Annotated in this window: 19 protein-coding genes; 14 read left to right on the forward strand and 5 right to left on the reverse strand. The window is 71.4% G+C overall.

The features are described 5' to 3' along the window. The first annotated feature begins 162 nt into the window (after positions 1-162). Both CP975_RS26610 and CP975_RS26615 read left to right on the forward strand, forming a co-directional pair. Positions 163-852 (forward strand): response regulator transcription factor, encoded by a 690-nt coding sequence (locus CP975_RS26610; protein ID WP_055532425.1) that lies wholly within the window; start codon positions 163-165, stop codon positions 850-852. 15 nt (positions 853-867) lie between these two features. Further along, positions 868-2337: a sensor histidine kinase gene (locus tag CP975_RS26615; protein ID WP_055532424.1), complete on the forward strand. Its 1470-nt coding sequence runs from the start codon at positions 868-870 to the stop codon at positions 2335-2337. Here CP975_RS26615 and CP975_RS26620 read toward each other — a convergent pair. Then, positions 2316-3311, reverse strand: coding sequence for a TAXI family TRAP transporter solute-binding subunit (locus tag CP975_RS26620; RefSeq protein WP_055532423.1), 996 nt, complete (start codon positions 3309-3311; stop codon positions 2316-2318). The two genes, CP975_RS26615 and CP975_RS26620, sit on opposite strands and share 22 nt — an antisense overlap. 139 nt (positions 3312-3450) lie before the next feature. On the opposite strand from CP975_RS26620, the gene miaB reads away from it, so the two are divergent. Both miaB and CP975_RS26630 read left to right on the forward strand, forming a co-directional pair. Continuing rightward, a complete protein-coding gene (gene miaB / locus CP975_RS26625) occupies positions 3451-4941 on the forward strand; it encodes a tRNA (N6-isopentenyl adenosine(37)-C2)-methylthiotransferase MiaB (protein WP_150477419.1) in 1491 nt (496 codons plus the stop codon). Between the two features lie 72 nt (positions 4942-5013). Beyond that, positions 5014-5733, forward strand: coding sequence for a class III extradiol dioxygenase subunit B-like domain-containing protein (locus CP975_RS26630; RefSeq protein ID WP_150477420.1), 720 nt, complete (start codon positions 5014-5016; stop codon positions 5731-5733). A 193-nt stretch (positions 5734-5926) separates the two neighbouring features. Here CP975_RS26630 and CP975_RS26635 read toward each other — a convergent pair whose 3' ends face one another. Together CP975_RS26635 and CP975_RS26640 are read right to left on the reverse strand one after the other, a co-directional pair. Then, on the reverse strand, positions 5927-6232 hold the full coding sequence (locus CP975_RS26635) for an antitoxin (RefSeq protein WP_150477421.1): 306 nt from the start codon (positions 6230-6232) through the stop codon (positions 5927-5929). A gap of 24 nt (positions 6233-6256) precedes the next feature. Next, complete coding sequence (locus CP975_RS26640; protein ID WP_055529349.1) at positions 6257-6550, reverse strand: hypothetical protein; 294 nt, start codon at positions 6548-6550, stop codon at positions 6257-6259. A gap of 182 nt (positions 6551-6732) precedes the next feature. Here CP975_RS26640 and miaA point away from each other — a divergent pair, with 182 nt between their 5' ends. From miaA to hflX, 6 genes are all read left to right on the forward strand, one after another. Next, positions 6733-7671: a tRNA (adenosine(37)-N6)-dimethylallyltransferase MiaA gene (miaA, locus tag CP975_RS26645; protein ID WP_030778572.1), complete on the forward strand. Its 939-nt coding sequence runs from the start codon at positions 6733-6735 to the stop codon at positions 7669-7671. Positions 7672-7778: 107 nt separating this feature from the next. After that, positions 7779-8237, forward strand: coding sequence for a hypothetical protein (locus CP975_RS26650; protein WP_055529351.1), 459 nt, complete (start codon positions 7779-7781; stop codon positions 8235-8237). Positions 8238-8307: 70 nt separating this feature from the next. Continuing rightward, entirely contained in the window at positions 8308-9186 is an 879-nt protein-coding gene (gene dapF / locus CP975_RS26655) for a diaminopimelate epimerase (protein WP_055529353.1), read from the forward strand. Positions 9187-9328: 142 nt separating this feature from the next. Further along, complete coding sequence (locus CP975_RS26660) at positions 9329-11476, forward strand: RelA/SpoT family protein (protein WP_055529355.1); 2148 nt, start codon at positions 9329-9331, stop codon at positions 11474-11476. Positions 11477-11612: 136 nt separating this feature from the next. After that, positions 11613-13112, forward strand: a complete 1500-nt coding sequence (locus CP975_RS26665; protein WP_055529357.1) for a M1 family metallopeptidase — start codon at positions 11613-11615, stop codon at positions 13110-13112. 194 nt (positions 13113-13306) lie between these two features. Next, positions 13307-14797 (forward strand): GTPase HflX, encoded by a 1491-nt coding sequence (gene hflX / locus CP975_RS26670; protein WP_055529359.1) that lies wholly within the window; start codon positions 13307-13309, stop codon positions 14795-14797. 72 nt (positions 14798-14869) lie between these two features. Here the strand turns inward: hflX and CP975_RS26675 are convergent, their stop codons facing one another. Together CP975_RS26675 and CP975_RS26680 are read right to left on the reverse strand one after the other, a co-directional pair. Continuing rightward, positions 14870-16090, reverse strand: coding sequence for a trypsin-like serine peptidase (locus CP975_RS26675; RefSeq protein ID WP_055529361.1), 1221 nt, complete (start codon positions 16088-16090; stop codon positions 14870-14872). Between the two features lie 240 nt (positions 16091-16330). Next, positions 16331-17575, reverse strand: a complete 1245-nt coding sequence (locus tag CP975_RS26680; protein ID WP_055529363.1) for a trypsin-like serine peptidase — start codon at positions 17573-17575, stop codon at positions 16331-16333. A 570-nt stretch (positions 17576-18145) separates the two neighbouring features. On the opposite strand from CP975_RS26680, the gene CP975_RS26685 reads away from it, so the two are divergent. The 4 genes from CP975_RS26685 (at position 18146) to CP975_RS26700 (ending at position 24611) form a co-directional block, all read left to right on the forward strand. Next, positions 18146-19711 (forward strand): diaminobutyrate--2-oxoglutarate transaminase family protein, encoded by a 1566-nt coding sequence (locus tag CP975_RS26685; RefSeq protein ID WP_246201825.1) that lies wholly within the window; start codon positions 18146-18148, stop codon positions 19709-19711. 97 nt (positions 19712-19808) lie between these two features. Then, the gene (locus CP975_RS26690) at positions 19809-21827 is read left to right on the forward strand and encodes an IucA/IucC family protein (protein WP_150477422.1); all 2019 of its coding nucleotides are present in this window, start codon (positions 19809-19811) and stop codon (positions 21825-21827) included. 37 nt (positions 21828-21864) lie between these two features. Then, positions 21865-22635, forward strand: a complete 771-nt coding sequence (locus CP975_RS26695; protein WP_150477423.1) for a GNAT family N-acetyltransferase — start codon at positions 21865-21867, stop codon at positions 22633-22635. A gap of 68 nt (positions 22636-22703) precedes the next feature. Continuing rightward, on the forward strand, positions 22704-24611 hold the full coding sequence (locus CP975_RS26700) for an IucA/IucC family protein (RefSeq protein WP_055535318.1): 1908 nt from the start codon (positions 22704-22706) through the stop codon (positions 24609-24611). Positions 24612-24650: the final 39 nt, after the last annotated feature.

Below are 24650 nucleotides of genomic sequence, written 5' to 3' on the forward strand. Positions count from 1 at the left end.
CCGTGTGAAGAGGGTCCACGATGTGCGTACCGGCTGGATAACGGAACGTGTCCGTGACCCGCTGCCTCTTGACGCGGTCCTTATCCATCGGCGTGGATGCCTTGGTGCGTATGCGCGACTACCGGCCGCAAAGGAACGACGGATGAATCGGAGGGGGCCCGTATGAGACTGCTTCTTGTCGAGGACGACGATCATGTGGCCGCCGCCCTGTCCGCGGTCCTGGCCCGGCACGGCTTCGACGTCGTCCACGCCCGCAGTGGAGAAGAGGCGCTCCAGGCCCTGCTGCCCGCGGAAACGGCCCCCTTCGGAGTGGTGCTCCTCGACCTCGGCCTGCCCGACCAGGACGGCTACGAGGTCTGCGGCAAGATCCGCAAGCGCGGCTCGACACCGGTGATCATGGTGACGGCCCGCTCGGACGTACGCTCGCGCATACACGGCCTCAACCTCGGAGCCGACGACTACGTAGTGAAGCCGTACGACACCGGGGAACTCATCGCCCGCATCCACGCGGTCATCAGGCGCCCCGCCCCCGGTGGCACGACGGCGTCGGGAGGCGGCGAACTGCGGCTCGGCTCCGTCCACATCGAACTGCCCACCCGGCAGGTCAGCGTGGGCGGTTCGGTTGTCCAACTGACCCGCAAGGAGTTCGACCTGCTCGCGCTCCTGGCCCAGCGCCCCGGAGTGGTGTTCCGCCGCGAACAGATCATCAGTGAAGTGTGGCGGACCAGTTGGGAAGGGACGGGACGCACGCTGGAAGTGCACGTGGCCTCCCTGCGCTCCAAGCTGCACATGCCGGCCCTGATCGAGACAGTCCGAGGCGTCGGCTACCGCCTCGTCGCCCCGGCCACGTAGCGAGAGCGAGGACAGGTGCGCTCTCGCCTCCTCCCGCTGCTGATCATCCTGATGGCGGGCGTGCTGCTCGCGCTCGGGTTCCCGCTGGCCGTCAGTGTCGCTGCGGCGCAGCAGCAGAAGGTGGTCGTCGACCGGATCGACGACACCGCGCGCTTCGCCTCCCTCGCCCAGTTCGTCACCAAGCGCCCGACGGGCTCCCGGGTGCGGGGCGGCACGGACGAGCGGCGCGAGACGCTACAGAAGGAACTCGACGACTACTACGACGTCTACGGCATCAGGGCGGGCGTCTTCTACCGCGACGACGGTCCCATGGCGCACGCACCGGCCAGCTGGTACCTCCCCGCCAAGGGGGACGTCCGCAGGGCGTTCCAGGAGGCCCTGCGCTCCCGTGGCAGCCACGACCCCGAGCAGGTGTGGCCGTGGCGACGGGGCCGCCTCGCCGTCGCCTCCCCGGTGATCAAGGACGGTGACGTCATCGCCGTGGTCGTCACCGACTCACCGACGGGACGCATGCGTTCGAAGACGCTGAAGGGCTGGATGCTCATCGCCGCCGGGGAATCAGCGGCCATGCTCCTGGCGGTCGGCGCGGCCCTGCGGCTCACCGGCTGGGTGCTGCGACCGGTGCGGGTCCTGGACGCCACCACGCACGACATAGCGACGGGGCGCCTCACCTCACGCGTCGCCGCCGCGGGCGGCCCGCCGGAACTCAGACGGCTCGCCCGGTCGTTCAACGAGATGGCCGACCACGTGGAGGAGGTGCTCGAACAGCAGCGTGCCTTCGTGGCCGACGCCTCGCACCAACTGCGCAACCCCCTGTCCGCCCTGCTCCTGCGCATCGAGCTCCTCGCCCTCGAACTGCCCGAGGGCAACGAGGAGATCGCCTCGGTCCGCACCGAGGGCAAACGCCTGGCCCAGGTCCTCGACGACCTGCTCGACCTGGCCCTCGCCGAGCACGCCGCGGCCGACCTGAGCCTGACGGACATCGGGGAGCTGGCGGCCGAGCGGGTCGCCTCCTGGCGGCCGCTCGCCGACGAGCGGGGTGTGCGCCTGACCGGCGAGTGCCCGGCGACGACCGGCTGGGCCGACCCGGTCGCCCTCTCCAGCGCGCTGGACGCGGTGATCGACAACGCCCTGAAGTTCACCCCCGAAGGAGGGCCGGTCCACGTGGCGGTCTCCTCCAGCAACGGCACGACGACGGTGGTGGTGAGCGACGGCGGCCCCGGCCTCACCGACGACGAACTCGCCCGCGTCGGCGACCGCTTCTGGCGCAGCAACCGCCACCAGAACGTGAAGGGTTCCGGCCTCGGCCTGTCCATCTCGCGGGCCCTGCTCACGGCGGGCGGCGGATCCATCGCGTACGCGCGGAACGAACCGCACGGCCTGAGGGTGACCGTCAGCGTCCCCCGCAGCGAGCCGCCCGCGGCGGCCTCCCGAGGGGGCGCCCCAGAGCCTCACGGCGCCGCTCAGGGCTTCACCGAGCGGTAGTAGCGGCGCGCCCCCTCGTGCAGCGGGAGCGGGTCGGTGAACAGGGCGGTACGCAGATCCACCAGCTGGGCCGCGTGCACCTGATCGCCGATGTGGTCGCGGCTGTCGATGACGGTGCGGGTCAGCCCGGCGGTGAGGTCGGCGTCCGCCTGGTCCGTGGTGACCAGGAGGTTCGCCACGGCCAGGGTGGGCACGGCGGAGCCCTGCTGGGCGTCGGGATAGGCGTCGGCCGGCATCGTCGCGGCCCGGTAGTAGCGCGAGGCGCCGCCCTGCTTGTGCAGCCGGTCGACGAGGTAGCCGAGCTTGACGAGACGGATGTCCATCTTCTTCGAGAGTTCGCGCACGGAGGTGGTGGGCAGTCCGCCCGACCAGAAGAAGGCGTCGATGGAACCGTCCTTCAAAAGGCCCGGCATGGTGTCGATGCCCGCGGACACCGGCTCGATGTCCGCGACCGGGTCGAGGCCCGCGGCGTCCAGCACCCTGTCCGCTATCAGTCGCACGCCCGAGCGGGCCTGCCCCACCGCGACGCGCTTGCCCCGCAGGTCCTCCACGGAGTGGATGTCGGACCCCCGGTCCACCACGAGCTGGACGTAGTCGTCGTAGAGGCGCGCACAGCCCCGCAGGCGGTCCGCCCCCGGGGCCCCGTCGAGGCGGTAGTTCTCCACGGCGTCGGCGGCCGCGATGGTGAAATCGGCCTTCCCTGTGGCGACCCGCTCGATGTTCTGCTGCGACCCCTCGCTGTTGCGCAGGTCCACCTGCACCTTCGGCATGTCCTTGGAGATCGCCGTGCGCAGGAGCTTGCCGTACCGCTCGTAGACGCCGTTCCGCACGCCCGTGCTGAACGCCATGCGGCCGCTCGGCGAGCTCTCGTCCAGGGGGAGCAGCCACCACATCAGCAGCCCGAACACCACGAGCGCCGCGGCCGAGCCCTGGAGAGCGCGGCGCCTGCTGAGGTGGGTGAGTGCCTTGAGCATGCGCGCGATCCTGCCAGCCCGCTGACGTGGATGACCAGGGGCGAGGTCACACCGCGCTGCCGCGGGCGGCGTCCCCGGGGCGCTCCGGTCGGAATCGGCGGCCACGCGCGCGTGGCGACCCCGTACCCTGGGGGGCGAGATGAGCGCGAAGACTTACGAGGTGCGCACCTACGGGTGCCAGATGAACGTCCATGACTCCGAGCGGCTTTCCGGGCTGCTGGAGGACGCCGGCTACGAACGTGCGCCCGAAGGAGCCGACGGCGACGCCGACGTCGTCGTCTTCAACACGTGTGCCGTGCGCGAGAACGCCGACAACCGTCTGTACGGCAATCTCGGCCGCCTGGCGCCGATGAAGACCAAGCGTCCAGGGATGCAGATCGCCGTCGGCGGCTGCCTCGCCCAGAAGGACCGCGACACCATCGTCAAGAGGGCGCCCTGGGTCGACGTCGTCTTCGGCACGCACAACATCGGCAAGCTGCCGGTCCTCCTGGAGCGCGCCCGCGTCCAGGAAGAGGCGCAGGTCGAGATCGCGGAGTCCCTGGAGGCGTTCCCCTCCACGCTGCCCACGCGCCGCGAGAGCGCGTACGCCGCATGGGTCTCCATCTCGGTCGGCTGCAACAACACCTGCACCTTCTGCATCGTCCCCGCCCTGCGCGGCAAGGAGAAGGACCGCAGGACCGGCGACATCCTCGCGGAGATAGAGGCGCTCGTCGGCGAGGGCGTCTCCGAGATCACCCTCCTCGGGCAGAACGTGAACGCGTACGGCTCGGACATCGGTGACCGGGAGGCGTTCAGCAAGCTCCTGCGGGCCTGCGGGAAGATCGAGGGCCTTGAGCGCGTGCGCTTCACGTCCCCGCACCCACGCGACTTCACCGACGACGTGATCGCCGCCATGGCCGAGACGCCGAACGTGATGCCGCAGCTCCACATGCCGCTCCAGTCCGGCTCCGACCCGGTCCTCAAGGCGATGCGCCGCTCCTACCGGCAGGATCGTTTCCTGGGGATCATCGAGAAGGTCCGCGCCGCCATGCCGGACGCGGCGATCTCCACCGACATCATCGTGGGCTTCCCCGGCGAGACCGAGGAGGACTTCGAGCAGACGATGCACGTGGTCCGCGAGGCCCGCTTCGCCAGCGCCTTCACCTTCCAGTACTCCAAGCGCCCCGGCACCCCGGCCGCGACCATGGAGGGGCAGATCCCCAAGGAGGTCGTCCAGTCGCGCTACGAGCGTCTGGTGGCCCTCCAGGAGGAGATCTCCTGGGAGGAGAACAAGAAGCAGGTCGGCCGCACCCTGGAGCTGATGGTCGCCGAGGGCGAGGGCCGCAAGGACGGCGCCACGCACCGCCTGTCCGGTCGCGCCCCCGACAGCCGCCTCGTGCACTTCACCAAGCCGGACACCGCGGTGCGCCCCGGCGACGTCGTGACCGTCGAGATCACCTACGCCGCCCCTCATCACCTGCTCGCCGAGGGGCCCGTGCTCAACGTGCGCCCCACGCGCGCGGGCGACGCCTGGGAGAAGCGCAACACGGAGGCGGTCGCCAAGCCCGCGGGCGTCATGCTCGGCCTGCCGAAGATCGGCGCACCCGAGCCGCTGCCCGTGGCGACGGGGAGCGGCTGCGGCTGCGACTGACCTGATGTGAGGGCGACCGGACCGGACGGAGCGCGGGGCCGGTCGCCCAGCAGGCGCGTTACTCTGCGGATCATGCTTGTCGCCGCAGCCGTGTGCCCCTGCCCGCCTCTGCTCGTCCCCGACGTCGCCGCCGGAGCGGCACCCGAACTGGAGGCCGCGCGCGCGGCGTGCACGGACGCCATCGGGGTCCTCGCCGCCGCCAGGCCCGACCGGCTCGTCGTGGTGGGCCCCGCCGAGCTGAGCGGGCGCGGACCGCACCCGCAGGGTGCTCGTGGATCCTTCCGGGACTTCGGTGTGGACCTCGACGTACGGCTCGGATCCGCCCAGGGCGACGGCGAAGCGGCCGAACGCGAGCTTCCGCCGTCGCTCGCCGTGGCCGCGTGGCTGCTCGGACGTACGCGGTGGTCAGCCGCCCCGCTGGAAGGCCTCGGTGTGGGGGAACCACTCGCCGCCGAGCGGTGCGTCCAGGTCGGAGGGGAGATCGGTGCCCGGGCGGACCGGGTGGCACTCCTGGTGATGGGCGACGCCAGCGCGTGCCGCACCTTGAAGGCGCCGGGATATCTCGACGAGCGGGCGGCCGGCTTCGACGCGGAGGTCGGCCGTGCCCTCGGTGCGGCCGACGTGGCGGCGCTGAGGGCGCTGGATGCGGAGCTGGCGTACGAACTGAAGGCGGCGGGCCGGGCACCGTGGCAGGTGCTGGCGGGGGCGGCGGACGGCGCGGCGCTGAGCGGCGAGTTGCTCTACGAGGACGCGCCGTACGGCGTCGGCTACTTCGTGGCCACCTGGTCCTAGTAGCGCAGCCGAAGCACCTCAGCCGCTCAGGCCGGTAACCGCAGCGGCAGCAGCCAGGGCGCTCGCTCGTGGCCGCCCACGGACACGCGACGAGGGTCGCCGGACATGCGACGACGGCCGCGGAGCAGGGTGCTTCACGGCCGTCGTCGCATGTCGTGCACGTCGTGCAAGTCGTGCAAGTCGTGCAGGTCGTTCAGGGAGCCGGAGGGGGTGACGGGGGCGGGGTGGGCGGAGTGGCACTGCCACCACTGTCCTTGCCGCCCTCGCCCGTGCCCCTGCCCTTGCTCTGGTCGTGCTCCGCGAGGCGGTCGAGGGCGTCCTTGGCCTTGCCCGTTCCCGCCTGGATCACGCCGCTGTACTTGCCCTTGGTCCGTTTGTCGACCACCTTCGCGGCCTTGTCCAGGCCGTGGTCGATCTTGTCCCCGTGCTGCTGCGCGAGGTCCGAGACCTTGTCCTTGGCAGGGGCGAGCTTGGCTTTCAGCTGGTCCAGGAAGCCCATGGGGTCACCTTCCCTCGCGGGGAGCTACTTGCGGGCGCCCTCACCGGCACCGCTGTCGGCCGCTTCCTCGGCCGACTGCTGCTTCGGGATGTCCACGCTCTCCGCGGCGGCCGTCTCGGAGGCCTCCGCCGGCTTGTCCGCGGTAGCGCTCTCGGCGTCCGCAGCGGCCTCGGCAGCGGGCGTCTCCGCGTCCGTGGAGGCCTCGGGAGACCCCTCGGCCTTCTCCGGGTCAGCCGTCGTCGTGGCGGCGGCCGCATCAGTCGTCGCAGCCTCTTCGCTGTCCTTGGACTTCCGGCGGAACATGGCAAAAACGCCCATATCTACTCCATACGTTACTCGTGTGGGCGAAATCCCGCCCCGCCCGGTGCGTCCCATTGCGTCGCCCGGGGCATCGGTCCTCGAAACCGGCGGCCGGAACCTCGCAACAGGCAACGACCTGGGGGCCGTACCGTCACGTAGCTCGTTCGGGAAGTACGCGCGAGATTTGCGAGACTGGGGCGGTGAGTAGAGCAGCTCCCGCCCCGCGGGTCATCGCAGTCGTCGGTCCGACCGCCGCAGGAAAGTCCGATCTGGGCGTTTTCCTCGCCCAGCGCCTTGGCGGCGAAGTCGTCAACGCCGACTCCATGCAGCTCTACCGAGGGATGGATATCGGCACCGCCAAGCTGACGCCCGAGGAGCGCGGCGGGGTCCCCCACCATCTGCTCGACATCTGGGACGTCACGGAGGCGGCCAGCGTCGCCGAGTACCAGAAACTGGCCCGCAAGGAGATCGACCGCCTCCTCGCCGAGGGGCGCTGGCCGATCCTCGTCGGCGGCTCCGGGCTGTACGTCAGAGGCGCCGTGGACCACCTCGAATTCCCCGGCACCGACCCCGCCGTACGGGCCCGCCTGGAGGAGGAGCTGGAACTGCGCGGCTCCGGAGCGCTGCACGCCCGCCTCGCCGCGGCGGACCCCGGGGCCGCCCAGGCGATCCTGCCCAGCAACGGCCGACGGATCGTGCGCGCCCTTGAGGTCATCGAGATCACCGGCAAGCCCTTCACCGCCAACCTCCCCGGCCACGAGTCCGTGTACGACACGGTGCAGATCGGCGTCGACGTGGCCCGCCCCGAACTCGACGAACGCATCGCCACGCGCGTGGACCGCATGTGGGAGGCGGGCCTGGTCGACGAGGTACGCGCGCTGGAGGCGCGGGGGCTGCGCGAAGGGCGTACGGCGTCGCGGGCGCTCGGCTACCAGCAGGTGCTCGCGGCGCTCGCGGGGGAGTGCACCGAGGAACAGGCGCGTGCCGAGACCGTACGCGCCACCAAACGCTTCGCGCGCCGCCAGGATTCGTGGTTCCGGCGCGATCCGCGGGTGCACTGGCTCAGTGGGGCCGTGGCCGATCGCGGGGAACTCCCGGCACGCGCAATGGCGTTGGTCGAACGACCGGTCACAGCCTGATCACGTGATGGCATCGGGACGCTCCGGCGGTCATCGGGGCACCTGACGCCGTGCCATCATCGACCATCGATCGACAGGTGGAGTCCGAAGTGGGAGGGCGCGTGGCGATGGAGGCCGGCCCTCGTGACACCGCGCATGACGGCGGAGAGCAGCTGAGTCCGGACGGTCCCGACGAGACGCTGGGCGGCGTGACGGACGACGGCCCCGGCGCGGACGACATGTCCGCGGACGAGGTCGAGGTCGAGCTGCGCCCGCAGCGACGGCTGCGCATCTGGCAGCTCGCGCCCATCGTGATCCTCGCCGCGGTCGGCTCCCTGATGTTCGCCTTCCCGCTGGCCTTCGAGTTCGGCGACGGAGGCGCGGTGGTTGCCATGCTCGGGCTGCTGCTCAGCTGCTGCGCCGCCGGCTGGGGAATGATGGCCGCCCGCCGGGTGGGGCACACCTGGCCGGGGCTGCCCGAGCGCGGCTCGGGACACCGCCCGGACTGGCGGGTCGTCTCCGCGTACGCTCTGCTGTTCCTCGGCGCGGCGGTCCTCGCGGTGTGGCGGGTCGCCCGGCTCCGCTGAGACGGCCCCGCCGCAAGCCTCCGCGGCACCGCCCGGACCGAGTGTCGTACCCACCCCGTACGATCGAGGAATGAGCACGCGGACCGCCTTCCTCAAGGGGCACGGGACCGAGAACGACTTCGTGATCATCCCGGACCCCGACAACGCCATCGAGCTGCCCCCGGCCGCCGTGGCCGCCCTGTGCGACCGCCGCGCGGGCATCGGCGGCGACGGCGTCCTGCACGTCGTGCGCTCCGCCGCCCACCCCGACGCCCGCCACCTCGCGGACCGGGCGGAGTGGTTCATGGACTACCGCAACGGCGACGGGTCGATCGCCGAGATGTGCGGCAACGGCGTGCGCGTCTTCGCCCGGTACCTCCAGCACGCGGGGCACGTCGGTGAGGGCGACCTGGCGGTGGCCACCCGTGGCGGCGTGAAGACCGTGCACATCGCGAAGGCGGAGGCCGGCGGCGAGATCACCGTGGGGATGGGCAAGGCGCTGCTCCCCGAGGGGGACGTCACCGTGTCGGTCGCGGACCACCAGTGGCCCGCGCTCAACGTGAACATGGGCAACCCCCACGCGGTCGCCTTCGTGGACGACCTCTCCGAAGCGGGCACGCTCTACGAACCTCCGCTCTTCCGCCCCGCCTCCGCCTACCCGCACGGGGTGAACGTCGAATTCGTCGTCGACCGCGGCCCGCGCCACGTGGCGATGCGCGTGCACGAGCGCGGCGCGGGGGAGACCCGCTCGTGCGGCACGGGCACGTGCGCCGTCGCGGTCGCCGCGGCCCGCAGGGACGGCGTGGACCCGGCCGTCACGGGCGCGCCGGTGACGTACACGGTCGACGTGCCCGGAGGACGCCTGGTGATCACTGAGCGGCCCGACAGCGAAATCGAGATGACCGGCCCCGCCGTGATCGTCGCCGAGGGTGAGTTCGTGTCCGAATGGCTCGAAACGGCAATCCCATGAACTGTCGCTCGAATGGGTGATCCGTTTCACGCTCGGCGAGAGGCGGTCAGTGCCGCGTGATGGGCTCGGTAGCATCAAGCACCGGCCCGGACGGAGTACGCCACCGTCCGCACACCGCCGGTCGAAGCAGCCGGAGGTGCCCATGAGTGCGGAGGCCACGAACCCAGCCACGCCCGGCCCCGTGACGCCCGGGGTCCAGCGAAGGCGCGGCCGCGCCCGTCTCGACCTGCGCAGACTGGGCAGGGCGGCCCTCCTGGGCCCCGCCGCCCGGGACCGGCTTCCCGACGCGATCGGCCATGTGGTGGAGGCCCACCGGGCCCATTACCCGGACGCGGACCTGGAGCCCCTGCGCCGTGCGTACGTCCTCGCGGAGTCCTCGCACCGCGGCCAGACGCGCAAGAGCGGCGAACCGTACATCACGCACCCCCTGGCCGTGACCCTGATCCTCGCCCAGCTCGGCGCGGAGATCACCACCCTGACCGCCTCCCTGCTCCACGACACGGTCGAGGACACGGACGTGACGCTCGACCAGGTGCGGGCCGAGTTCGGCGAGGACGTCTGCTACCTGGTCGACGGCGTCACGAAGCTGGAGAAGGTCGACTACGGGGCGGCGGCCGAGCCGGAGACCTTCCGCAAGATGCTCGTCGCCACCGGCAACGACGTACGCGTCATGTCGATCAAGCTCGCCGACCGGCTGCACAACATGCGCACCCTCGGCGTCATGCGTCCCGAGAAACAGGCCCGCATCGCCAAGGTGACCCGGGACGTGCTCATCCCGCTCGCCGAGCGCCTCGGTGTCCAGGCGCTCAAGACCGAGCTGGAGGACCTCGTCTTCGCGATCCTCCACCCGCAGGAGTACGCCGAGGTCCAAGCCCTCATCGCGGCCAACGCCGAGAGTGAGGGCGACCCGCTCGGGGACATCGCGGGCGAGGTGCGCGGTGTGCTGCGCGAGGCGGGCATCGCCGCCGAAGTCCTCATCAGGCCGCGGCACTTCGTCTCCGTCCACCGGGTCCACCGCAAACGCGGCGAGCTGCGCGCCTCGGACTACGGCCGCCTCCTGGTGCTCGTCAACGAAGACGCGGACTGCTACGGAGTCCTCGGCGAACTGCACACCTGCTTCACCCCGGTCGTCTCGGAGTTCAAGGACTTCATCGCCGTACCGAAGTTCAACCTCTACCAATCGCTGCACACCGCGGTGGCCCGCCCCGACGGGGAGGTCGCCGAAGTCCTCATCCGCACGCACCAGATGCACCAGGTCGCCGAGGCGGGCGTCGTCGCGCTGCGCAATCCCTACGCTCCCCCTTCCGAGGACCCCTCCGACAGCGCCGACGACGAGCGCGTGGATCCGACCAGGCCCGGCTGGCTCTCCCGGCTCCTCGACTGGCAGCAGGCCGCGCCCGACCCGGACACGTTCTGGTCGACGCTGCGCGAAGACCTCGCCCAGGACCGTGAGATCGCCGTCTTCCGCCCCGACGGCGGCACCCTCGGCCTGCCCGCGGGTGCCAGCTGCGTGGATGCCGCCTACGCCCAGTACGGGGAGGACGCGCACGCCTGCATCGGCGCTCGGGTCAACGGCCGACTCGCCACGCTCAGCACGGTCCTGAGCGACGGCGACACGGTGCAGCTCCTCATGGGCCAGGACGCCGCCTCCGGGCCCTCGAGCGAGTGGCTGGACCACGCCCGCACGCCCGGCGCGCGGATCGCGATCCGGCGCTGGCTCACCACGCATCCGACGCCCGCGCCCGCCCCGGCGCCGTCCGCCCAGCGGCCGCCCCAGCAGGCGCCGATGGCCACGCCCCGCCCGGAGGGCCCGGACACCGGCTCGCGCTCCGCCGCCGCGAGCGCCGTGGTGGACCGCGAGGGCGCGAGCGTGCGCCTCGCGGGGTGCTGTACGCCGGTGCCGCCCGACGCCATCACCGCCTTCGCCGTGCGCGGTGGCGCCGTCACCGTCCACCGGGCCGGCTGCCCCGCGGTGGCGCGCATGAAGGAAGTAGGGCGCGCGGAGGTCGGCGTGCGCTGGGGGGACACCGCCGAGTGCCGGGTGACCCTGACCGCCGAATCGTTCGGCCGTGCGCATCTGCTCGCCGACCTCACCGAGGCGATCGCCCTCGAAGGCGTCGCCATCATCTCCGCGACCGTGGAACCACCCACCCAGCAGCGCGTCCGCCATACGTACACGCTCCAACTCCCGGACGCGGCGCACCTTCCGGGGCTGATGCGGGCGATGCGGGCCGTGCCGGGCGTGTACGACGTGAGCCGCGCCCAGCATCCGGCGGCCGCGGCCCACTGAGGCGGGCCGGTCTCCGAGCGGGATCTCGACCCCCTGAAGCGGTTCGGCTCATCGGGTGGACCCCTGCGCGACTCGTTCGAGTGGCCCGGCGCGCGCCGACGTACCGGGGAAGGCGCGCGCTGGTAGCCGTAAGTTCATGCTGCTCACCCCTCGGACCACGGCCGCGCGGCCGAAGGCCCTGCGCACCCCCCGCCTCGCCGCGGCGCTGATCGCGGCGACCACGTCCGCCGCCCTCGTCGCGGCGAGCGCACCGTCGCCGGCCGCCCCGCTCGGCATCGGCGACCCGCTCTTCCCCCACCTGGGCAACCCCGGGTACGACGTGGCGTCGTACGACATCGACTTCACCTATCACGGTGACAACCGCAAGCCCCTGGACGCCGTCACCAAGATCGACGCCCTGGTCACGGCTCCCATGGAGCGCGTGAATCTCGACTTCGCGCACGGCAAGGTCCGGTCCGTCGAGGTCAATGACGAGGCCACCCGTTTCGAGAGCACCGGTGAGGACCTGGTCCTGACGCCGTCCGCGCCGGTCGGCCCCGGCGAGCGGCTGCGGATCACCGTCCGGCACACCAGTGACCCCGTGTCCGCCAAGGACGCGCAGGGCGGCTGGGTGCGTACCGGTGACGGGCTCGCCATGGCCAATCAGGCGGACGCCGCCCACTTGGTCTTCCCGTGCAACGACCACCCCTCGGACAAGGCGGAGTTCACGTTCCGCGTGACGGCCCCCGAGGGGCTCACCGCCGTCGCCAACGGCCTGCCGATCGGCAGGACCCGCCACGTCGGCGGGGCCACGACCTGGGCGTACCGCACCCACCACCCCATGGCGACCGAGCTGGCACAGGTGTCGATCGGCCGCTCCACCGTGCTGCACCGCAAGGGACCGGACGGCCTTCCCGTACGCGATGTGGTGCCGACCAAGGACCGCAAGGTCCTGGAGCGCTGGCTGAAGAAGACGCCCGGCCAGATCGAATGGATGGAGCAGAAGGTCGGCCGCTACCCCTTCGAGACCTACGGCGTCCTGGTGGCCGAGGCGCGGACCGGCTTCGAACTGGAGACACAGACGCTGTCTCTCTTCGAGAGAGACCTCTTCACCCGCCCCGAGTACCCGGAGTGGTACGTGGACTCGATCATGGTGCACGAGTTGGCGCACCAGTGGTTCGGCGACAGCGTCAGCCCGCGCTCCTGGTCGGACCTGTGGCTCAACGAAGGGCATGCCACCTGGTACGAGGCGCTCTTCGCCGAGGAGAAGGCGAAGCGGCCCCTGAAGGACCGGATGCGGCAGGCCTACCGCCAGTCGGACACCTGGCGCGCCGCGGGCGGTCCGCCCGCCAAGCCCAAGGGGCCCGCCCCCGGGAAGAAGATCAGCATTTTCCGCCCTGTCGTCTACGACGGGAGCGCCCTGGTGCTCTACGCCCTGCGTCAGGAGATCGGGCACCGCGCCTTCGACCGCCTCGAGCGGCAGTGGGTCGACCTCTACCGCGACGGCAACGCCACGACCGCCGACTTCGTGCGGCTCGCCTCGCAGAACGCCGCCCGTGACCTGGGCGGATTCTTCGACGCCTGGCTGTACGGGACGAAGACGCCGCCCATGCCGGGCCACCCGGACTGGCGTACGGCGGCTCCGGAAGGGAAATAACATCCCTGGTCGCGGAAAACACGGATGACGAGACGGGCCGTGTCGTGCAAATATCGTCAGGTCGACGGCGCGGCCGGTCCTGACCCGGGAATCTCCGGGCCGCCTCGGGCGTTGTCGACTGTGACGGATCACTCCGTCCGCGGCGGATCAGGCATCCGTCCGCATTTCCATCGACGTATCGACGTAAGGACCCAATGACCTCCTCTTCTTCCCCTTCCCAGGACGCACAGAGCTTCGCGCAGAACTACCCCGAAGGTCTTCGGGCCGATGCCCTGATGGAAGAGGACGTCGCCTGGAGCCACGAGATCGACGGAGACCGGGACGGCGATCAGCTCGACCGCTCCGAGCGCGCGGCTCTGCGCCGCGTCGCCGGACTCTCCACCGAGCTCGAGGACGTCACCGAGGTCGAGTACCGACAGCTCCGTCTGGAGCGTGTGGTGCTCGTCGGCGTGTGGACCTCCGGGACGGTTGACGATGCGGAGAACTCCCTCGCCGAGCTGGCCGCCCTCGCGGAGACCGCGGGCGCGCTCGTGCTCGACGGCGTCATCCAGCGCCGCGACAAGCCGGACCCGGCGACGTACATCGGCTCCGGAAAGGCTCTCGAGCTGCGCGACATCGTGCTCGAGACGGGAGCCGACACCGTCGTCTGCGACGGTGAGCTGAGCCCCGGCCAGCTGATCCACCTCGAAGACGTCGTCAAGGTGAAGGTGGTCGACAGGACCGCCCTGATCCTCGACATCTTCGCCCAGCACGCCAAGTCCCGAGAGGGCAAGGCGCAGGTCGCCCTCGCGCAGATGCAGTACATGCTGCCGAGGCTCCGCGGCTGGGGTCAGTCGCTCTCCCGTCAGATGGGTGGCGGCGGCGGTGGCGGCATGGCCACCCGTGGCCCCGGTGAGACGAAGATCGAGACGGACCGGCGACGGATCCGCGAGAAGATGGCGAAGATGCGCCGGGAGATCGCGGAGATGAAGACGGGCCGCGACATCAAGCGGCAGGAGCGCCGGCGCAACAAGGTGCCTTCGGTCGCGATCGCCGGTTACACGAACGCGGGCAAGTCCTCCCTGCTCAACCGCCTCACGGGCGCGGGCGTCCTGGTGGAGAACGCCCTGTTCGCCACCCTCGACCCGACCGTGCGCCGGGCCGAGACGCCGAGCGGCCGGGTCTACACCCTGGCCGACACGGTCGGGTTCGTACGGCATCTGCCGCACCACCTCGTCGAGGCGTTCCGCTCCACGATGGAGGAGGTCGGCGACTCCGACCTGATCCTGCACGTGGTGGACGGTTCGCACCCGGTGCCGGAGGAGCAGCTGGCCGCCGTGCGTGAGGTGATCCGCGATGTGGGCGCCACCGACGTGCCCGAGGTCGTGGTGATCAACAAGGCGGATGCCGCGGACCCGCTGGTCCTCCAGCGTCTGATGCGCAACGAGAAGCACGCGATCGCGGTCTCCGCGCGTACCGGCGCCGGTATCGAGGAGCTTCTCAGGCTCATCGACACCGAACTGCCGCGGCCCGAGGTCGAGATCGAGGCCCTCGTTCCGTATACGCATGGCCAGCTCATCTCGCGCGCGCACGCCGAGGGCGAGGTGCTCTCGGAGGAGCACACCGCCGACGGCACCCTGCTCAAGGCGCGGGTGCACGAGGAGCTTGCCGCGGAGCTCGGTCCGTACGTGCCGGCCACCCGCTGACCGTCACATGGCGAAGGCCCGCCCCCTCTCGCAGGGGGCGGGCCTTCGCCATGTCGGACGCGCGGTGCGCGGTTACTGCGAGCCGTACTTCTTGCTCATCATGTCGTAGACCTGCTCGGCGCCCGCGCCCAGCTGCGGCCCCGCCAGCCAGGTGTTCTCGGCCGGGCCGATGGACGTGTTCGACACGAGCCGGGTCTTGCCGCCCACCATCCGGAACCAGCCGCCGCCGGACGAGCCGCCGGTCATGGTGCAGCCGATGCGGTACATCGTCGGCAGGGAAGGCGACAGCGAGAGACGGCCCGGCTTGTCCACGCACTTGTGCATGATCAGGCCGTTGTACGGGGGAGCGGCCGGGTAACCCCAGGCGCCCATCGAGCTCACGCTCGGCGCGGACGGAGTCGAGAAATCGACATCGAGAGCGTTGCCGACGGTCTCCTCCAGGGACTTGCCGCCCTGCTCCGGCTTCACGTGCATCACGGCGTAGTCGTGCGTCGCGCCGGCGCCGCCCGTCGGACCGCCGCCGTTGATCCACTCGTTGGAGGTCGAGACCCAGTCCGCCCAGTACTGGCCGTAGGGGGCGATCTCCTGCGGGGAGGCGTTGCCCAGCTCGGCCTCGGACTTGCCGAGGTCGTTGTAGGAGGGCACGAAGGCGATGTTGCGGTACCAGCCGCCCTCCTTGCCGGCGTGCACACAGTGACCCGCGGTCCACACGAGGTTGGACTTGCCGGGGTTGCGCGGGTCCTTCACGACGGTGCCGGAGCAGACCATCGAACCCTCGGGCGAGTCGAAGAAGATCTTGCCGACGGGGGCGGCGTTGTCGTGGTACGGCGTCTTCTCGGGCTTGGCCCGGACCGGCGTCGGGTCGGGGTCGGTCGCGCCCTGGTCGGCGGCCGCGTCCTTCGTGGCGATCGTCTTCTTCGGGTCCTTGGCCTTCCGCATCCGCTCGGGCTTCCAGAGCCCGGCGATGACCGGGTTGACGAAGTCCTTGGACTCGCGCAGCCAGTCGTCCTTGTCCCAGTTCTTCCAGGCGCCGTTCTTCCACTTGTCCGGGTCGATGCCGTGCTCCTTGAGCTTGTCGGCGAGGTCGCCGGGCAGCTTGGAGTCGGCGCCCTCGGAACCGGCGTTCGAACCGTCGGTCCCCCGGGAGGCGGCGCTGTCCGACTGGCCGGACGCCTTGTCGTCGCTGGGACCGCAGGCCGTGGCGGTGAGCGCCAGGGCGGCGGCGAGCCCGGTGGCGGCGAGTGTGACGCGCCGCCCACGGCTGCGCGCGAACGGCGCACGAGTGGAACGCATGGTGCTGTTACCCCCGATAGAACGTGTATGTGCGAAAACGTGCAGATGCGAAGTCGCGGACTGGCCGATCAGCCGTCTGGCCGTCTGGCCGTCTGGCCGTCTGGGCTTGCCATGTACTTGTCATGCGCGGATCCGGGGAGTCCGGAATCCGCGCTGACGCGACCACCCCACTATGCCCGTGGGATTGGGGACGAACGGCGGCGGGGTCGTGAAGGTTTCCGGCGACCCCGCCGCGTAGGACTACTGGTCGGCGAACTTCTTGCTGACCGCGCCGTAGATGCCCTTGGCCTCCTTGCCCAGGCGCGGACCGGCAAGCCAGCCCGCCGTCACCGGGCCGATGGAGGTGTTCGACACCAGAGCGGGCTTGCCGTCCTGGCCCTGGGCGACCCAGCCGCCGCCGGACGAACCGCCGGTCATGGTGCAGCCGACGCGGTACATCGTCGGGTCGGGCTTGTTGAGCGAGAGCCGTCCCGGCTTGTCGGCGCACTGGAACAGCTTCTGGCCGTCGAAGGGCGGCGCCGCCGGGTAGCCGGTGGCCGTCATGGTCTTGATCTCGGGCACCGCCGGGGCGTTGAAGTCCACCGGGAGCGCCGAACCGACGGTCTCCTCCAGCGACTTGCCCTCGCTGCCCTTCTCGGGCTTCACGTGCATGACGGCGAAGTCGTACGGCGCGCCCTTGCCGCCCGTCGGGCCGCCCTGCTCGATCCACTGGTCGGAGGTCTGCGCCCAGTCGCCCCACCAGACGCCGTACGGAGCCACCTCTTCCTTGGGGGCGTTCCGCAGTTCCTCGGCCGACTTGCCGCTGTTGTTGTACGAGGGGACGAAGACCATGTTGCGGTACCAGCCGCCCTTGGCGCCCGCGTGCACGCAGTGGCCCGCGGTCCACACCATGTTCGACTTGCCGGGGTGGGCCGGGTCCTTGACGACGGTCGCGGAGCAGACCATCGAGCCCTCGGGGCCGTCGAAGAAGAGCTTTCCGGACTCGGCGGCCCGGCCGTGGTAGGGCGCCTGCACGGCGGCCGCCTCCACGGGCTTGGGCGTCGGGTCGGTGACACCCTGGTCACCGGAGATGTCGTTGTCGTCGACGCTCCGGTCCGGATTCTTGTCGGCGTCCCGCATCCGGTCCGGGTCCCACAGGTCCTCGATGATCGGGTTGACGAAGTCCCCGGCCTCGCGCAGCCAGTCGTCCTTGTCCCAGTTCTTCCAGGCGCCGTTCTTCCACTTGTCCAGGTCGATCCCGTGCTCCTTGAGCCGGTCCTGGAGGTCCGCCGGGATCTGGATCTTGTCGTCGCCGGAGCCGCCGCCCTCGCTGTCACCGGGCTGCGCCGACGACGAGTCGCCGCCGGCGTTGTCCTCGCTGGGACCGCAGGCCGTGGCGGTCAGTACGAGCGCCGCGCCGAGCGCCACCGCGGCCGCCACGGGGGAGGTTCTGGTGCGCGCGCTCCTCCCACTGCGGGCGGTGAAGAGCGGACGTATGGGTCGCATCGTGAGATTCCCCCTGGGCCTCGAAAAACGTTCAATGTGCTGGACATCCGGGCGCTGCGCACCCGTCGTACACCGGCACGGAACCCCCACGACCGGGGGAGCGGCGTACCTGTCGCTGGTGAACGGCACCCCACACTATGCCGGTGCCGTTGGGGACGGCCGACGGAAGGGCAACGGTTCCGTCACGGCAAGGATCTTCCGACAACCCGTGATCCTCCGGGGGTGGCGTCGTTGGTACGTACGGGGGAGTCGCGGCCTGCGTTCATCTCCCCTGCCAACTCGTCGGCGCGGGTGGCCACATGAGGCTCCTAGGGGTCCTCCTCGGAGGCAGACGGAGCCGCACGGGACCGGACGCGCCCGTCCACAGCGGGAGGACCAACAGTCGTGGCTGTGACCGAGCCTGCGCCCGCGGCGGTGTCCGCAGAGTGTTCTCCACCGCATACCGGGCACTCCAGGCGGACCGAGCAGACCGGGCAATCCGGGCACCCTGTGCACCCTGGGCAGTCCGGGCAGACCCCTGTCGACGGGCCCCCGGCCGGGAGCTCCGCACACTCCTCGGCACAAGAGGGGATTCTGAGGCGCCAGTCGGCACGCGAGTCGGCGGCGCGCACCTACGCGCGAGCACTGCCGATCGTGCCCGTGCGGGCGCGTGGCATGACCATCGAGGGCGCCGACGGGCGCCGCTACCTCGACTGCCTCTCGGGCGCGGGGACCCTGGCCCTCGGCCACAACCACCCCGTGGTGCTCGAAGCGATCAGGAAGGTCCTCGACTCGGGGGCACCCCTGCACGTCCTCGACCTGGCCACGCCCGTCAAGGACGACTTCACCACCGAGCTGTTCGGCACGTTGCCGCGCGGCCTCGCCGAGCGTGCGCGGATCCAGTTCTGCGGCCCCGCCGGGACGGACGCCGTGGAGGCCGCGCTGAAACTGGTCCGCGCTGCCACCGGCCGCGAGGGGCTGCTGGCCTTCACCGGCGCCTACCACGGCATGACGGCCGGGGCGCTCGAAGCATCCGGCGGCGCACAGGACGTTCGCGTCGCGCGCCTCCCTTATCCACAGGACTACCGCTGCCCGTTCGGTCTCGGCGGCGCGAACGGCGCCGAACTCTCCGCCCGCTGGACCGAGAGCCTCCTCGACGACACCAAGTCGGGCGTACCGGCCCCGGCGGGCATGATCCTCGAACCGGTCCAGGGCGAGGGCGGTGTCCTCCCGGCGCCCGACGCCTGGCTGCGCCGGATGCGTGAGATCACCGCCGCGCGCGGAATCCCGCTCATCGCGGACGAGGTACAGACGGGTGTCGGACGTACCGGCACTTTCTGGGCCGTCGAACACAGCGGCGTCGTGCCGGACGTGATGGTGCTCTCCAAAGCGATCGGCGGCAGCCTTCCGCTAGCCGTCGTGATCTACCGCGACGACCTCGACGTCTGGCCTCCCGGCGCCCACGCGGGCACCTTCCGCGGCAACCAGCTCGCCATGGCGGCGGGCGCGGCGACCCTTGCCTACGTCCGTGAGAACGGCCTCGCCGAACGCGCCGCCGTCCTCGGCGCCCGCATGCTCGCCCAGCTCCGCTCCCTGGCCGCGGACCACCCGTGCGTGGGCGAGGTGCGAGGCCGGGGCCTCATGCTGGGCGTCGAACTGGTCGAGGCCGCAGAGCCGGTCGGCCCCGCCGAGCCTGTAGACCCCGCCGGCTTCAGCGGCCCCGTCGGCCCCATCGGTCCCACCGGCTTCAGCGGCCACGTCGATGCCGTCGAGCCGGGGCCCGAGGGCACCTCGGGCACCAGCCGAGAGGCATCCGACCGCGGCAGCGCCCACGGGAGCCCCGCCGGCCCAGGGGCCGCCGACCAGGCCTCGGCCGGCCGCGAGGACGCGGACAGGGCGGCCACCCCGTACGATCCCCTCGCCGGTGGCGCGGGGATCCTGCCGAGCACCACCCGCCCCCGCCCACCCGCACCCCAACTGGCCGCCGCCGTGCAGCGCGAGTGCCTGCGTCGCGGGCTCATCGTCGAACTCGGCGGCCGCCACTCCAGCGTCGTACGTCTCCTCCCTCCCCTGACCATCACCGACGAACAGGCGGCCGCGGTCCTCGACCGCCTCGCCGACGCGCTGGCCACGGCGGCGCGTGCCCACCACGGATAGCCAAGACGGACCCGGACGGCGCCCAAGGCCATGAGACGCCGGGCGTGCCCGGCCCCGTCGCCACACGGAGCCCGAACAACCTCACAAGGAACCCCTCTTGAACGCCACCCCCGCATCCGAAGGCCGCCCCGACCCCCACGCCCCAGGCGCGTGCGGCACGCAATCCTCACCGGTGGCGGAGTCCGGTACGGTCCCCCGGCAGAAGGGTGGCGGCCAAGAGGCCGAGCACCTGCGCGGCGCGTCCACGGACCTCCTGGAGCACCCCGACCCGCACATCGCCGCGCAGGCGGCGGCCGTAGAGAACCTCCTGCGCTGCTGGGCCAGGGAGAACGACCTCCCGGCACCGGACCACGGCCCCCTGCGCATCCCCCTCGACGCGAGCGGCACGGCCCTGCTCGTCCCCGTCCACTACTGGTCGGCCACCGGCTGGCACCGCTTCGGCCTGCCCTACCTGGAGGACGGCCCGACGAGCGCCCCACCCGTCGACGCGGTCACCGTCGCCGCGCTCCTCCGCCGCGAAACGGCCCGGCGCGACGCGGAGCCGAGGGCCGACGACTCGGAAGCGGGGGTCGGGCCGGGAGCCGGACCCGAGCCGGAAGCGGGGGCCGAGCCATGGGAGGCGACCGCCCCGGAGGGGGCGACGCCCTCGGCCGGGTCCGTGGACGGCGCGGACCTGCTCGGCCGGGTCGCCGACTCGGTCCGCCGGACCGCCACGTTCATCGCCGACCGGCGCGAGCGCCCCGACGACGAGCCCGACCTCTTCCTCGCCGCCGAACAGTCCCTGCTTCTCGGGCACCCCCTGCATCCGACCCCCAAGAGCCGCGAGGGCCTGTCCGACGCCGAGGCCCGCCTCTACTCACCGGAGTTGCGCGGCAGCCTCGCGCTGCACTGGCTGGCCGTCGACCGCTCCGTGCTCGCCTTTGACTCGGCGTGGACCGAGCGAGGTCGCGCTGTCCCGGCGGACCAGCTCACCGCCCGCTTGGCGGGAGCGGAACTGCCGCTGCCGGACGGGCGCGTCGCCCTCCCGGCCCACCCGTGGCAGATCCGCGAGCTGCGGCACCGCCCCGAGGCGGCCGAACTCCTCGACGCGGGACTCCTCCAGGACCTCGGCCCGCACGGCACCCCCTGGCACCCCACCTCCTCCGTACGCACCCTCTACCGCACCGGCGCGGCCGCCATGCTCAAGCTCTCCCTCGGCCTGCGCATCACCAACTCCCGCCGGGAGAACCTCCGTAAGGAACTCCACCGTGGCGTCGAGGTGCACCGCCTGCTGCGCAGCGGCCTCGCCGAGCGGTGGCAGTCGGCCCACCCCTGCTTCGACGTGGTCCGCGACCCCGCCTGGCTCGCCGTCAACGACCGTGACGGCGCCCCCGTGGCCGGGCTCGACGTCATGATCCGGCACAACCCCTTCGGCCCCGGCGACGACGCCACCTGTGTCGCCGGACTCGTCTCGCCCAGGCCGTCGGCGCTTCCCGGCTGCCAGGAGTGGCGTCTGATGCGCTCCCGGCTCGCTGAAACCGTCACCAGGCTGGCCGGGCGGACGGGGCGCCCCCGAGGGGCCGTCGCCACCGAGTGGTTCCTGCGCTACCTGGAAACCGTCGTCCGCCCAGTGCTGTGGCTCGATAGCGAGGCGGGCGTCGCCCTGGAGGCACACCAGCAGAACACGATCCTCCTGCTCGACCCCGACGGCTGGCCCGTGGGCGGCCGCTACCGCGACAACCAGGGCTACTACTTCCGGGAGTCCCGGCGCGCCGAGCTGGACCGACAGCTCCCCGGCATCGGCCGGCACAGCGACACCTTCGTCTCCGACGAGGTGACCGACGAGCGGTTCGCCTACTACCTCGGCATCAACAACGTCCTGGGCCTGATCGGAGCCTTCGGCGCCCAACGCCTCGCCGACGAGCGGCTGCTGCTCGCGGCCTTCCGGCGCTTCCTCGGCGACGTCGCCTCCGGACCCGACAGGCTGCGCACCTCGCTGCCCGCGACGCTGCTCGACTCACCCGTACTGCGGTGCAAGGCCAACCTGCTGACCAGACTGCACGGGCTCGACGAACTGGTCGGCCCGGTCGACACCCAATCCGTCTACGTCACCATCGCCAACCCCCTTCATCCCTGAGGAACATGCCCCACCTCTTCTGAACAGGAGCGACCCCGTGCCTCCCACCGATGCGAGCACCGACGCCGGGAGCGAACCCGCGGCCTCCGGAGCCGACGGCGCAGACACCCTCGATCTGCGCCTGCCCGACGAGCTGTTCGCCCTGCTCGCCGAGCGCGAAGAGCGCGTGCCGTCGGCAGCTCACATCGGCCACGGGGAGCGCCCACCGGACCAGGCCACGAGCGCCGTCACGGCGGACGACCTCCTCGGCGGCGTCGGAGAGTGGGGGCCGACCACCACCGCCGCCGGGGTCTTCCAGCTCGTACCCGTCCGCCTCGAACGCGACCTCCCGCTGATCAGCCGATGGATGAACGACCCCGCCGTGGCCGCCTTCTGGGAACTCGCGGGACCCGAAGCCGTCACGGAGGCCCACCTGCGTCCCCAGCTCGACGGAGACGGACGCAGCGTGCCCTGCCTGGGCGTGCTGGAGGGCATGCCGATGAGCTACTGGGAGATCTACCGGGCCGACCTCGACCCACTGGCCCGTCACTACCCCTCGCGCCCGCACGACACCGGAATCCACCTCCTCATCGGCGGTGTCGTCAACCGCGGCAGGGGCCTCGGCACCTCGCTGCTCCGGGCCGTCGCCGATCTCGTACTCGACCACCGCCCCGCGTGCGCACGCGTCCTCGCAGAACCCGACCTGCGCAACACCCCCTCCGTCTCCGCATTCCTGAGCGCCGGCTTCCGCTTCTCCGCCGAAGTGGACCTGCCCGGCAAAAGGGCGGCGCTCATGGTCCGTGACCGGGCCCTGCGCGCAGTGCTCTGACCCGATCACTCTCCGTCACTCATGGAACGTCGCTCGCCCCGATCCGGTTCCCTCCCTGAGGAGTCCCCGTGCCGAATCCATCCGCAAGCCCGAGCTGCCACCCCTCCACCGCGCTCTACGACCCGCCCGAACTGACTCAGGACCGATGGCGCGAGGCCGGACGCCGTCTGCTCGCCAAGATGGTCGGCGAATTCGCGTACGAGGAGATCATCCTGCCCGTACCGGTCATAGGGGGCGAGACCGGCTCGTACCGGCTCACCCTCGAATCGCCCGAGACCGACGGGACCACCGCATCGGCCGAGCGGCCCGCATCGGCGGCGCCCTCCGCACGCGCCGGTGACGAAAGCGGCCCCTGTCTCACCTTTCGCGCCCACCGCGGCTCGTACGGAGGCTGGCACGTGGACCCCGCCAGCCTCGCCCTGGCCCAGGGCGGCTCGACCGCCCTCCCCTTCAGCGACCCGATCCGATTCCTCGCGCTCGCCCGCCGGACCCTGGGGCTCGACGGCGCCACCCTCGGCCACCTGATCCGCGAACTCACCGTCACGCTCTGCGCCGATACCCGGATCGACCACAGCGCGCTCGCCGCGACGCAGCTCGCCGACCTCGGTTACGCGGAACTGGAGGGGCACCAGATCGGTCACCCCTGGCTCGTCCTCAACAAGGGGCGCATCGGTTTCTCCGCGAGCGACACCGACCGCTGGGCGCCCGAGGCCCGCCGTTCCACCACGCTCCCGTGGATCGCCGTCCACACCGACCTCGCGGTCTACCGAGGTATCACCGGACTGCACACCGCCCAGCGGCTCTACGCCCGCGAGCTGACCACCGCCACCCAGGAGTCCTTCGCGGGCTTACTCCGCGCGCGCGGGCTCGACCCCCAGGAGTACCTCTACCTCCCGGTCCACCCCTGGCAGTGGGACGAGATCGTGCTGCCGCTCTTCGCTCCGTCCGTCGCAGCGAACGCCATCGTCCCGCTCGGCAGCGACGGCGACCTGCGCCTTCCCCAGCAGTCCATCCGTACGTTCCTCAATGTGTCCCGCCCCGACCGGCACACCGTGAAGCTGCCGCTGTCGGTCCTCAACACACTGGTGTGGCGGGGCCTCCCGACAGAGCGCACGGTCGCGGCGCCGGCCGTTACGGCCTGGATGCACGCGCTGCGCGACTCCGACCCCTTCCTGCGCGACGAGTGCGGGGTCATCCTGCTCGGCGAGGTGGCATCGGTGGCCGTCGAACACCCGGTCTACGACGGGCTGCCCGAAGTCCCGTACCAGTACAGGGAACTGCTCGGCGCCATCTGGCGCGAGCCGATCACCCGCCACCTGGCTCCCGACGAACGTGCACGCACCCTGGCCGCACTGCTGCACGTCGACCCGGACGGCAAGGCCTTCGTCGCGGAACTCGTCGAACGCTCGGGACTGACCCCCTCCGTCTGGCTGCGCAGGCTCTTCGCCGCCCTGCTGCCCCCGCTGCTGCACTTCCTCTACCGCTACGGAACGGTGTTCTCCCCCCACGGGGAGAACGCCATCGTCGTCTTCGACGACAAGGACGTGCCGGTCCGGCTCGCGGTGAAGGACTTCGTGGACGACGTGAACGTCAGTGCCACGCCGCTTCCCGAGCACGACTCCATGCCGGACGACGTGCGCGACGTCCTGCTCACCGAGCCTCCCGGATTCCTCACCCAGTTCATCCACTCCGGGCTCTTCGTAGGGGTCTTCCGCTATCTGGCGCCGCTGTGCGAGGAGCAACTGGGCGTTCCGGAGGCCGATTTCTGGTCCGCCGTACGCGCCGAGATCCTCCGACACCAGGCACGCGCTCCGGAGCTGAAGGAGCGGTACGAGATGTTCGACCTGCTCACACCACGTATCGAGCGGCTGTGCCTCAACCGCAATCGCCTCCTCCTCGATGGGTACCGCGACCGCCCCCAGCGCCCCCACGCCGCTGTGCACGGGACCGTGCCCAACCCTCTCCATCAGCCTTGATCGGGGGAATGTCAGTGGGGCACCGTAGGGTGGTCGCGC

Origin of the sequence: Streptomyces alboniger (assembly GCF_008704395.1) — a bacterium.
In the GTDB taxonomy this organism is placed as follows: domain Bacteria; phylum Actinomycetota; class Actinomycetes; order Streptomycetales; family Streptomycetaceae; genus Streptomyces; species Streptomyces alboniger.